We start from the raw sequence: 12,776 nt of genomic DNA on the forward strand, positions 1-12,776 counted from the left end.
AGAAACGATATTGGTGGTCTATTTTCATGAATATTCCAAGAAACCATCCCCTACCTTTTCCACATACCAACTATCATTGGTCTCCTTCAATAATCTTTGGAGTCTGGATTTTAGTCTGTCCTGTAGTGCTTTTGGAAGCTCATCAAAAGGTACTTTATGAAGTTGATATGGGTCATTCTGATTATCATAGCAATACTTTTCTTGTATGACTCCACCCTTCGCTTTTACCACAAAGGTGTGGCTTTTCGAGTAAAGGCCTCTTGAATCATAATTCATTATAAGTGCATAATTTTCATCATCAGAATGGCTATTTTCTCCCAAGATTACATTGGAGTGATTTTGTCCCTGTACCTCCGATGGGATCAATTCATCAAACCCTGCCAGTGAAACCAATGTGGGCAGTACGTCGGGTACGCTTAAAACCAAGTCTTCGACCCTATGGGTAAGCTTCTTGCCCCACTTGATCATAAAAGGGATGTTCAACGATTCATTTTCCAATACCAGCTTTCCTTCTTTACCATGGCTCCCCAACATCTCGCCGTGATCCGAAGAAAAAACTATTATGGTATTCTCTGATAATCCCAAAGTCTCAAGCTTATCCATAACCTGACCTATGTAGTGGTCCACCGCACTTACGTTGGCAAAATAATAAGGCGCGTAGTCTCCTACTGTATCCTCAGCATTTTCTCTTTTCAGTAATCCATCCAATTTTACTTCTCCATTTTCAGTGTATTGGTCAAAATATTCCATCTTGGTACTTTCTTCTGTCCAAGGGTTATGTGGCGGATTAAGCGACCAAATCATAAAAAATGGCTGTTCTGGATTTCTTTGACCATGTGTATTGTCCAGATAATCCATGATTTTTTCAGCTTCAAATTCTGCCGAAAACCGATGTGGTAGATATTGCTCTCCATCTTTTTTGCCAGCTACCACCTTTGGGTCACTCGAATAAACAATTGGGTTAAAATGATCATCCTTAATCATTTGGACAAAGTAATCAATACCGTGCCGATCAGGACCTGGAGGGACATAAGTATCATAATCATTTATATAATATCCTCCCGGTTTATCTGTAGTCCCTACATAGGTGCCTTCTTTATTGAACACAGGGTCATTTTTCAAATAGTGCGCTTTACCAAAATACGAAACGGCATAACCTGCCTTGGAAAACACATCACTCATACATTCAGCATCTGTTCGCAGTGATACGTCCCTGTCCTTCCGACAATTTGCATTGACACCATTCGAGTTGGGGTACATACCCGAAAGCATCATCGCACGGTAAGGGCTACATAGAGGGAAGTTACTTACCGCATTGCTAAACACCACTGATTCTGAAGCTAGCTGATTAAGGGCAGGTGTAGAAACAGGGTCTGGATCGCCAGGAATGAACTCGTCATAACCTGGTTCTGACCAAATCCCAAGGCTGAAATTCCTGAATTGGTCAGGAAAGATGAAGATGACATTTGGAGGAGTGGTATCCTTTTTTGCCGCCTGCTGATTACACCCTAAGAAGCACAGTGGCAACAAGCTCAATAGTATCAAATTGACCTTTGTGCCTTCTATGCATAATTTATGTATAGGTAAAACTAGTTTATCCATTATCATACCGCTATCGTAGTTGTTTCATTTACAGATTTATTCCTTTTTTTATTTAAACCCAGTTTATGCACTAGGAATGGTAGTAGCCTGTCCTGACAGATGTCGGGAAGAGCTACCAGTGCAAGAAAATCAATTAAGCTAATGCATAAACCGGGTTAAAGTAAGACTGTCCCAAATATTAACTTGACCATCCTTCTTTGGATATAGTGACAACCTCCGGGACAGCCGCACTGACTATTCTGGGTAGCCTGGGTTTTGGGTCAGGTTCTCTCCTCGTTCCAGTTCGGAAGTAGGAATAGGCCACAAATAGTGTACTTCTGGATCAAAATACCTTACTTGGTTAATAACATTGGGATTGAAACTAACATCCTTACCTGCATCCACTGTAAGTCCATGCACTTCAAAGCCATCATTTAGCTCTATCATCCCGTTTCGCTTCATATCAAAATACGACCAACCCTCCATGGCCAACTCTACAATCCTTTCTCTGTAGATATCGTCCATCGTAATATTACCGGCTGTATAGAGTGGGAGATCCTCTGATGCCCTTGATCGCACGGCATTGATCGTTCTGTCCAATATACCCTGTGATAGATTACCTGCCCCTCCATCTCTCATGGCCACTGCTTCAAGGTAATTTAACAATACATCTGCGTACCTAAATATGATATAGTCCAAAGGGGAATCACGGCTTTGGGAAGATTCAGCTCCAGGAATCACATACTTCCTCATATGCATCCCTACTTGAGAATGGTTTACTGCCTGAAAATCATGTGGATAAAGAATATCCTGATCATTTTTGTCAATAAAATGTGAGCCAGGACGTAAGATGGTTTGGTCCAACCGTGGATCCCTTCCTTCAAAATATTCATATATTTCGTCGGGAATTCTATCTGGGTCCTCATTATCAAAATCAACTCCTTCTTCGGGGTTTTCAATTGTTCTTTCGAATTGTTCTACTAACCAGCTAGTTGGTTGCACCCAAGACCAGCCATCTCCTGAAGCACTCCGAAAGGCGTACATTTTTTCAAAATTCCCCCCGGATTCTGATTCATTCATAAAAACATGCTCTACATCAAATATTACTTCCTTATTGTTTTCATTATCCACATTGATGACGTTAGGATATTCAGGCTCAAGTTCATATCCAAGGGTCATAACCTCTTCAGCAGCATTGGCAGCTCCTGCCCAATCCTTCTCAAACAATGCCAACTTTAACCTTAACGCCAGGGCAGCTCCTTTAGTAGCTCTGCCAGTTTCCTCATCTCCGGGAAGAGGGAGTTGATTAATGGCTGTTTCCAAGTCTTCTTTCATTAGCGCTACCACTTCAGAGACAGGTGCCCTTGAAGCATCTGCATCCTCTATGGATGGTACAGAAGTAAACAATGGAACGTCTCCATAAACCTCTATCAATAAGTAGTAATACATTGCCCGCAAAAACTTCGCTTCGCCTATCATCACATTTTTTCTTACTTCTCCATTTTCGCCTTCAAAGGGGATTTCATAAATATGATCAAGGAAGTCATTGGCCCTCACCACACCACGGTACATGTTTTCCCATAGTTCATTGACTGCCCTATTGTTCGGGTTATGGTTTCCTTCAGCGATTTGTCGATAAAACCCCGTTCTTGAATTCCCCAATGGGGTAAACAGATCAAACAGTCCCATTGTAGCCCATCCAATACTCTCATTTCCCGTTTCAAGTGCATCATATATGGCCGTTAACCCTGCTTTTGCATCGGATTCGTTAGACCAAAATGATGATGCAGAAAGCGCATTGTTTGGGGATTTTTCCAAAAAATCCTCATCACAAGAGAATTGTGTCAATAGTAGCACTAGAATAGTGATATATTTAATTACTTTCATGGTTTCTATTATTTAGATTTCAGTTTCGTTACAATCGTATGTTTAATCCGATAGTAGTCGTCCGCACGTTAGGTACCTGATCTGCGGAAACGGTCTCTGGATCGAATCCCCATTCCTCATTGGTAAAAGTCATGAGGTTTTCGATACTGAAATAAACTCTTAGTTTTTGTATTTTCAGGGAGTTGATAACTGCTTGGGGCAGGCTATAACCAAGCTGAAGGTTCTTCACTCTAAAGAAAGAAACATCCTTTACCCAAAAAGAAGAGGTATTGCCGTTCAGTCCCTGCATGGCATCTTGGTTTAACCTCGGAAGTTCTCCATCAGGATTTTCCTGTGACCACGCATCATCAATCCATCGTTGGTGAAGGACGCCTCTATCACTCCATTCAATAGGTCTTACTCCAATCCCAAAGGTATTGATATCTCGGTCGGCAACTCCCTGAACTACCAGTCCAAAATCAAATCCCTTATACCCCAATCCTATTTTTCCCCCGTAGGTAAATCCCGGGATCCTGTTTCCAATAATTGTCCTATCGTTACTATCGATCACCCCGTTTCCTGCATCTGGAATCCCATCGTTATTGGTATCTTCGGTCAATTGGTCCTTAAACCTTATGTCACCAGGAGAGGTGTTGTTTTGATGCCGCGGAGCATTTTCCACTTCATCCTCTGACTGAAATATACCAATAGCTTCAAGCCCATAATATGACTGGTAAGGGTATCCGATTTGCGTTCCTCCTGTTTGGATGTCAGCAAAATAATCGGTCACTTCATTTTGTAAACGGGTAACATTTCCCGAAACATCAAAGTCCACTTCGCCAATCCTGGTTCTGTAACCCAGACTTAGCTCTACCCCCTTATTTACCATAGACGCCAAATTGACTGTTGGATTGGACTTATTACCCAAAAACTGGGGTACTGGCAACCCGGTAAGAATACCATCGGTTTCCCTTTTGAAATAATCAAATGTAAAACTCAACTTTCCTTCAAAGAATGCGGCATCCAATCCTATATCAGTGGTAGTGGTTTCTTCCCACTTGATATCTTCATTGACCAAGGAAGTCTGGGCTATACCTGTATAGACTTCTCCCCCAAAAGCATAATTTTGGTTTAGGGAATAGGTGGGCTGGTAGGGATAATTGCCTATTCTGTTATTCCCCAGTTTTCCCCATGAGGCCCTTAATTTTAAATTGTCCACGGCTCCTATGGATTGCATAAAGTCCTCTTTGGCAATGTTCCACCCTACAGAAAACGCGGGGAAATACCCCCATCTATTTCCCTCCTTAAAGCGCGAAGATCCATCCGCCCGAAAGTTCACTTCGGCAAAATATTTCTCTTGGAAATTATAATTCATTCTTCCAAAATATGACCGCAAAGCCCATTCAACGGTGTTTCCACTCGCTCCGGCCACCAATAAACCAGCGTCTATGGCAGTGACCTCATTGTTCTGGTATTGGTTCTTGGTAACCGACACATAATCATCCCTATAATTCAACTGCTCATAACCTCCCAAGAGTTTGAAGTTGTGGTCATTAATGGAACGCTGGTATTCCAATAGGAAATTGGTGGTAAGTTGGTAATCTTGATCTTGTCGGGAGGTGGATGATCTACCTGAGGACAGCCCAAATTCTCGTGTTATGATATCCCGCTGAAAGTCCCACAAATCCCATCTTTTGTTAAATGTGTTCCTCATTTGGTTGTTATAATTCATGGATAATTTGGCTGTTGCGGTCAGCCCATTCACGATCTCATAACTAGCAAAAACACTCCCCAAGATTCGTTTCTGATTAATATTATCATTTTTATTATAAACTTGACCATGTGGATTTGTCACTGTTCCTACAGCGGGGTGTTGGGCACCTCCCCACCTTCCATCAGGATGTTGCATACTTGGGATGCCAGGAACGGTCCCAAGGTCGATCGTGTTTGAACCAAGGGAATTGGGAATAATATCTGACCACCTAAAAAAAATGTCCCCACCAACTTTGAACCCTTTGGCAATCTCTGATTGGAGGTTTGTCCGAACACCGTACCTTTTTATATTATTGTCCTGCACGAGACCGTCCTGATCTAAATAGTTCATAGACAACCTATATTGAGTAGACTTGGTCCCTCCTGTAACAGAAAAGGAATGGGATTGGATTTTGGCAATATTTCCCACTTGTTCTCCATACCAGTCTACATTTGGGTAAAGCAATGGATCGTTTGCGTTTTCACGCCACGCTTGAATATCTGAAGGATTGAAAATCTCCGTTCCCCGGTTTATATTGGCATACTCCATATATGTAGCCATATCACTAACAAAATCCGGGTTACGGGTACTTTTTTGCCAACCGGCATAGCCATTATAGGAAACAGAAACTTTCCCTTCCTGCCCTCTTTTCGTAGTGATCAATATCACGCCATTTGCACCTCTCGAACCATAAATTGACGCAGAGGCAGCGTCTTTAAGTATGGAGATGTCCTGAATGTCATTCGGGTCGATGTCATTCATAATGCCCGTACCTTCTGAAGGTATTCCATCCACCACTATTAGTGGATTGGCATTATTAAATGTCCCAACCCCTCTAATTCTAATAGTTCCTCCATCTCCACCGGCGATTCCCCCATTGGATTGTGAAACTTGAACCCCTGCGGCCAATCCGGAAAGACCCGCACTTATATTGGTAATCGGTCTTGATTCAATGTCTTGATTGCTAATACTACTTACCGAACCGGTGAGGTTGATCTTTTTTTCTGAGCCATAGCCAACGACCACCACCTCTTCGAGAGACTTCAAGTCCTCTTTCATCTTCAGGTCAATGGTAGTCTGGTTTCCGATCTTTATTTCTTCGGTAACATACCCTACTATTTTGAAGACCAGTGTTACCTGCGTATCGGGAGCTTCGATGGAATAATTCCCATCAATATCGGTCACTGTCCCATTGGATGTCCCTTTTATTAAAACATAGACACCGGGCAGGGCTTCTCCATTTTCATCAGTTATCGTTCCGGTGACTGTAGCTTGGTCATTCTTAACGGAACTGGTCTTCGATAATCCTTCGGAATCCACGTGAGGGTGTCTGGGAATACCGTTTTTTTCGCTTTCTCCACCGAAGGTGTTTCCAATAGGGAAAATACCTATCGCGATTAAGGTAGCTATCGCAAAAAACACCTTTTTGCGATGTTGGGTAAAATTAAAACTCATGATTAATTGTTTAGGTTAAAATTAATTGGGTTTAGTAATTGATTGTGTTAAGAGTAAACTGAAATCAAATTTGAAAGCTCCGAGAGCTACGCTTAATTTTGATGACCAGCAGTATCAATAGCAGTTATACCCTTGTTCTTCAATCTGAACAAACTTTCCAAATAGTAATAATCAGCATAATTTAGCGGCTTGTCGATTTCGGCTCCATGCGGGATACTCCCCACAGAGTGCATTAACAGGAAGTGGTGATTCGCTCCATTCTGGGCAAAATACTTGGAACCTGATAAGGTAGAGATCATTTCTTTGGCACTGTCCAAATAACCTTCCTCCAGATAATTGCTCAGTTCTATCAGTGCGGAAGCGGTGATTGCCGCAGCTGAAGCATCCTTGGGCTCATTGGGAATTCCAGGGGCATCATAGTCCCAAAAAGGAATGCTATTGCTTTTTATTTCTGGGTTACTCAAGATAAAACTGGCGATGTTTTTTGCTTGCTCCAGATAGGTCTCGTTATTAGTATACCTATAGCACATGGTAAATCCATATAAGCCCCATGCCTGTCCTCTTGCCCAAGATGATTCATGGGCGGCTCCCTGTGCTCTTTCCTTTTTGCGGACTGCTCCAGTTAGGGAGTCGTAATCCACTACATGGTAGGAACTATAATCATCCCTGAAGTGATTGGCCAAGGTTGTATTGGCGTGCTTGATAGCTATATCTGCGTACTTGGGATCCCCAGTGAGTTTGGAAACCTCAAAAAGCAACTCCAAATTCATCATATTATCTATGATCACAGGGTATTGCCAGCCCCTCTCCGACTGCCAGCCCTTATCCGTGTCCCATGATTTAATGCTCTCTACTTTGGGGTCATACCTCTCCAAAAGAGTATTGGCTGCATCTACTAGAACCTTTTCATATGACTTCTGGCCTGTAAGCCGCAGTCCATTTCCGAATGAATTGTTAAACACAAAGCCCAGATCATGGTTGGAATAAAACCTGTCCTCTTTGATCAGCTCTTGGAAAAACCCCGCATCTGCCTTCCATTTTTGATCGCCAGTAAGGGCGTATAGGTACCAAAGAGAGCCTGGGAAAAACCCTTCTGTCCAATCAAAGCCATCATGGACCCACATCATCTCACCATCCTCCTCCACACTTCTGGGGATTTTGTTGTTTTTCTTTGCAGTCGTGACCAATGCTGCATAATGATCGGCTGCTTTTGATAACTGGGAGCTAAGTGCGATAGGCAACTTTCTTTGTGTATCTTTTTGCTCCTTGTTATCACTATAACCGGATTTGGCCGAACTACTACATGCCGTTTCAAAAAGTAAAGTCAATAATAGACAACTTAAGAAAGTGGTGTAAAAACTGGGGTTATTTTTAATCCCCCCCTAAAAAAGAGTGACATATTTTTCATTTACAAGGTTACGATTAGGTTTATCAATGATTTCAACACCCTAAACTTAGATCATTTAAAACCATATTTTCAACCTCTACATCCCTTTAAACGAATTCCTCCCCTCTTAAATAAGAGTATATACCCTAGTATATGGTAAGTAGCCAAGCAGAACTATCCCTGCAGCCACTTCTCACTACTAAAACAATATACTGGGTGTCCTGATCAATACCCCTAGGTTCTTTTGTAATGTGGGCACAGACCTGTCTTTCCTTCCATCCAATCTGGACTGGTCTGCGGATAGGTTATCCAAAGGACGCTCCATTAGGACAAACCATAACATGGGTAAATTGGGATTTTTAGGGGGAGAGATTCATCAAGTCCCTCTAAAAAACTTTTTTCAACATATATTAAGGTTAATTTTGATTTAAAGTTCTAACTTTTTATCTGCCAAGCACCCAACCACTATGATGAGAATGGATAGATGGACATATCTACTAACTGTCCTGGTAATATCATGCTTTGTTTCGCGCATTACAGCACAAGAAACTACAAATCTAAAATTCAAGAAAATTGGAACGGAAGATGGCCTGAGCAGTTCGTCTGTTATTGACATCCTACAGGATTACAAGGGTTTTATCTGGTTTGGAACCAGGGATGGATTAAATAAGTTTGACGGAGAAGTCATCAAGACCTACCATAATGAGCTCCACAACGACTCCACCTTGCGGGACAATTGGGTTTCCTCTTTATTTGAGGACAGTGCCCACCATTTATGGATCAGCACGCTTAAGGGGGTTTCTATCTATAATGAAGACCTCGACAAAATCATCAGGGTAGTAGATAAGGACAAGATTTTGGAGGGATTGAGGATAGCCCACATTACCGAAAGCAAAAACAATGAGATTCTATTAAGCAGCAAGAAGGGACTATTCTCGTTAAAATTCAACTATGAGGAAAATGGTAATCTCAAATTAAATCGCTTGGTAAGCCAGCCCGTAATCAGCTCATACATCGAAGAAGAGGTGATCTGGACAGCTTCACCTGATGGTATTTATCGTTATAATATAGCATCGGATCAGTTAGAAAAGGTATTTGATTACAACAGTCATTTTATCCCTTATAATTTCCACGTAGATTTCCATAAGCTGAAAGATAAATTACTGCTTTCCTCTCCCATCGGGCTTTTTCAATGGGACAAGTCCAGTGCTTCATTTACCGAATATAAATTCATAAATGCAGAAAACAACATTCACAGCTTTACCTCTGCAGTGCGAAAAGTAGTCAAAGATGCCAATGGTTTGGTTTGGGTAGGCACCATAAACGGTCTTTATATCATCAACCCCAGTAGCAAAAAAACAACAAAGTATATCCACAGACCTCAAGATCTCTATAGCCTCAGCCATAATTCAGTTTATGATATCCTAGAGGACAATGATAATAATATTTGGATAGGAACCTGGGCAGGGGGAGTCAACTTTTTTGATCGCAACTTGGTCACTTTTAACCATTATTACAGCTCTGAAACCAAATTTGCGTTAAGCAATAATATTGTTAGTTCCTTTGTGGAAGATGAGCCCAATGAATTTTGGATTGGTACTGAAGGTGGAGGATTAAATTATTTTGATAGGAAATCGGGACAATTCAAAAAAGTCGATTACAGGCCTGCTAACGAACCACCCGCAAACATTAAAAAAATCATAAAGGACAAGGCCGGCAACCTTTGGATAGGACTGCACTATCACGGATTGGAAAAGTACCATCCCAAAACAGGGGAGTACCGGTTATTTAAACATCAAAACAGCTCCAAAAACAGCCTTAGCAACAATACTGTCATGTCCCTATTTGAAGACAAAAGCGGTAGAATCTGGATTGGGACCAACGAAGGGGGATTGAACCAATATTTAGGAGGAGGCGAATTTGAAAGATATGACAATGAGTCTTGGTACGCAAACATGACCGTTTTCACCATCCATGAAAAGCGTGCTGGCTTACTTTTGTTGGGCACTAACAAAGGACTGATAGAGTTCAATGTCAATCAGAAGACATTCAAAGCCATCCCCATAAAATCCGATATACTGGACCAGGAAATCACCGTACATTCCTTATTTACAGAAAACGACAGCTTATATTGGCTAGGGACCTCAAGTCATGGTCTCATCAAGTATAATGACATCAACAACCAAGTAAAAACTTACCATACGGCCAATGGCCTACCAAACAACCTCATCTATGGAATTTTAAAGGATGATAGCGGGAACTTATGGATTAGCACCAATAACGGGCTATCTAAATTCAACCCCCAAAATGAAGATTTTACAAACTATGGCATCAAAAACGGCTTACAAAGCAGTGTGTTTAATTATAATAGTTTCTTAAAAACATCCAATGGAGACTTGATGTTCGGGGGCATTAATGGATTCAATATCTTCGACCCAAATAACTTAATCCATAATCAGGGAAGTAACCCGCTGTATATAACCTCCATAAAAATTTTCGACAAGGAGCTGGCCAAAGGTAAAAATGAAGTCACAAGGAACGTATCCAATATGACCGAAATAACGTTGCAGCCTCCTCAATTCAACTTTACGATCAATTATACTTCAATTAACTTTACCACGCCGGAGAGAACGCAGTTTCAATATAAACTGGAAGGGTTTGACAACAAATGGATCTCTGCCGGCAACCAACGGTTTGCCAATTATAACAATATAGCCCCAGGTGATTATACCTTTATGGTAAGGACCAAGCCTACTTCCAAAGGACAGTCCGTTTCCCAGGCAAGGCTAAAAATCATTGTTTTACCACCTTGGTGGATGACAAAATGGGCCTACTTCTTCTACTCCTTAATTGTGGCCGGATTGATTTATGTGTTTTGGAAGTTCAAGTCCTCCCAGTTTGAGATGAGGAAAAAATTGTTACAAAACCAATTGGACACCGAAAATGAAAAGCACCTTTACAACCTAAAACTCAAATTTTTTACAAACATATCCCATGAACTAAAAACACCTCTAACACTCATTCTAGGCCCCGCAGAAGAATTGATTTCCCATGAATGGAAGAGCAATACCCTAAAGGAAAAGGTACATTTGCTGTATTCCCAATCAAAAAAAATGTACCATCTGGTCAATCAGTTATTGGAATTCAGAAAAACGGAGACTGGAAACACCCAGTTAAGAGCTACAGAAGGGGACATTTCACAATTTATCAATGAAATATATTTGGTTTTCAAACTAAAAGCCGAAAAAAAGGGTATTCAATACACCTTTAAGAGCATTGATCATGAGATCCCCATTTTTTATGATCGGGACAAATTGGAAATGGTTTTTACCAACTTATTATCCAATGCTTTCAAGCACACCCATGAAGGTGGTGTTATTAAAATAGATGTAGACTATACGGGATCCACTACTAGTAATGCAGAATTTGCCAACAATAATCTGGCAAACAATTTTGCAACCATTTCCATTACCGATAACGGGACAGGTATGACACCGGAAGAAACGGGCAAAATATTTGATCGATTCCATCAAACCTTTAGAAGTGAGACGCTATCGGTATCAGGGACTGGTATCGGGCTCTCCTTGGTAAAGGATTTGATTGACCTGCACCGTGGGGAAATAGTCGTGAAAAGTGCGCTTCAAAAAGGCACCTGTTTCGTAATCAAGCTTCCCTTTGGGAAGGAACATCTGAGTCCGGAGCAAATCCTCGAAGACATCGATCCCAACGCTGAGCACACCTTCTATAAAGATTACGATATTCAAAAAGACCGAAGTAAAATTGAATTAAAAAATGCCCAGAACAACCCCTATACAATATTATTGGTAGACGACAACCCCGACTTGCTCCAGTACCTCAAAGAACTGTTGATGAATAGCTTTACGATTTTCTGTGCCGAAAACGGGAAAGAAGCACTGGAACTTATCAAGCAATCGACTATTGATTTAATTATAAGTGATGTGATGATGCCTGAAATGGACGGGATTACTTTATGCCAAAAAGTCAATGAAGACAAATCATTGGGCTTCATACCCTTTATATTGCTCACTGCCAGGACCGCCGCAGTATACGAAATCGAAGGATTGGTCATTGGGGCTACAGATTATATTGCCAAACCTTTTAATCCTAAAATCCTACAGGCCAAGATCCAGAATATATTTATCAATAAAATCAGGCTTCAGGAATTTTATGAAAAATCAATATTACAGGAACATTACGACCTGGATATACCAAACGAAGAAAAAGATTTTATCGAATCATCCATAAAAATTGTCGAGGAATATGTAGAAGATCCCACGTTTAATGTACAGGCATTGGCCCGGAGCATGGCCATGAGTCAGTCCTCTTACTATAAAAAGCTAAAAAGCCTAACGGGTAAAACAGCCGTTGAATTTATTAGGGATGTAAGGGTGAGGGTTGCCGCCCAGCTCCTGCTAAATTCCAATTTTAGGATATCGGACATCGCCCAAAAGGTCGGTATCTCGGACACAAAATACTTTAGGGAATCGTTTAAAAAAACCTACGGAATAAGCCCATCAAAATACAAAACCTCTAAAAAACAGGACGAACTTACCAGTAAAAATCAACCCCAGTAGTAAAACGGTAAATCACCCTTCCATTTTTTATTTAATTCCATAGAAAACATAAATAGACTTTTAATAAACATCATCTAAACACTGTAAAATTGATTTTTAAAATTTTATCATTTTCACTTTGATTTAAATCAATTAAAAA

6 protein-coding genes are annotated in these 12,776 nt (G+C 40.9%); 1 reads left to right on the top strand and 5 read right to left on the bottom strand.

Translation table 11 applies throughout. The annotated features are described in order from the left end of the window. Positions 1 to 24 precede the first annotated feature (24 nt). The 5 genes from DN752_RS04860 to DN752_RS24385 all read right to left on the bottom strand — a co-directional run bounded on the left by DN752_RS04860 (position 25) and on the right by DN752_RS24385 (position 8,385). Positions 25 to 1,602, bottom strand: a complete 1,578-nt coding sequence (locus tag DN752_RS04860; RefSeq protein WP_112786420.1) for a sulfatase family protein — start codon at positions 1,600 to 1,602, stop codon at positions 25 to 27. 234 nt (positions 1,603 to 1,836) lie between these two features. After that, the gene (locus DN752_RS04865) at positions 1,837 to 3,468 is read right to left on the bottom strand and encodes a RagB/SusD family nutrient uptake outer membrane protein (RefSeq protein WP_112782913.1); all 1,632 of its coding nucleotides are present in this window, start codon (positions 3,466 to 3,468) and stop codon (positions 1,837 to 1,839) included. A gap of 28 nt (positions 3,469 to 3,496) precedes the next feature. After that, positions 3,497 to 6,655, bottom strand: coding sequence for a SusC/RagA family TonB-linked outer membrane protein (locus DN752_RS04870; RefSeq protein WP_112782914.1), 3,159 nt, complete (start codon positions 6,653 to 6,655; stop codon positions 3,497 to 3,499). Between the two features lie 92 nt (positions 6,656 to 6,747). Beyond that, complete coding sequence (locus DN752_RS04875) at positions 6,748 to 7,983, bottom strand: glycoside hydrolase family 88 protein (RefSeq protein WP_245949461.1); 1,236 nt, start codon at positions 7,981 to 7,983, stop codon at positions 6,748 to 6,750. A 258-nt stretch (positions 7,984 to 8,241) separates the two neighbouring features. Next, positions 8,242 to 8,385: a hypothetical protein gene (locus DN752_RS24385; protein WP_162633117.1), complete on the bottom strand. Its 144-nt coding sequence runs from the start codon at positions 8,383 to 8,385 to the stop codon at positions 8,242 to 8,244. 133 nt (positions 8,386 to 8,518) lie between these two features. Here DN752_RS24385 and DN752_RS04880 point away from each other — a divergent pair, with 133 nt between their 5' ends. Beyond that, positions 8,519 to 12,637: a hybrid sensor histidine kinase/response regulator transcription factor gene (locus DN752_RS04880; protein WP_162633118.1), complete on the top strand. Its 4,119-nt coding sequence runs from the start codon at positions 8,519 to 8,521 to the stop codon at positions 12,635 to 12,637. Positions 12,638 to 12,776 lie beyond the last annotated feature (139 nt).

The sequence above is a fragment of the Echinicola strongylocentroti genome (genome assembly GCF_003260975.1).
GTDB lineage: Bacteria > Bacteroidota > Bacteroidia > Cytophagales > Cyclobacteriaceae > Echinicola > Echinicola strongylocentroti.

What these genes read in the sequence shown, in the direction of transcription:
- DN752_RS04880 (WP_162633118.1), top strand. Translation starts at nt 8,519, where the DNA reads ATGGATAGATGGACATATCTACTAACTGTCCTGGTAATATCATGCTTT.
- DN752_RS04870 (WP_112782914.1), bottom strand. Translation starts at nt 6,655, where the DNA reads ATGAGTTTTAATTTTACCCAACATCGCAAAAAGGTGTTTTTTGCGATA.
- DN752_RS04860 (WP_112786420.1), bottom strand. Translation starts at nt 1,602, where the DNA reads ATGGATAAACTAGTTTTACCTATACATAAATTATGCATAGAAGGCACA.
- DN752_RS24385 (WP_162633117.1), bottom strand. Translation starts at nt 8,385, where the DNA reads ATGTTATGGTTTGTCCTAATGGAGCGTCCTTTGGATAACCTATCCGCA.
- DN752_RS04865 (WP_112782913.1), bottom strand. Translation starts at nt 3,468, where the DNA reads ATGAAAGTAATTAAATATATCACTATTCTAGTGCTACTATTGACACAA.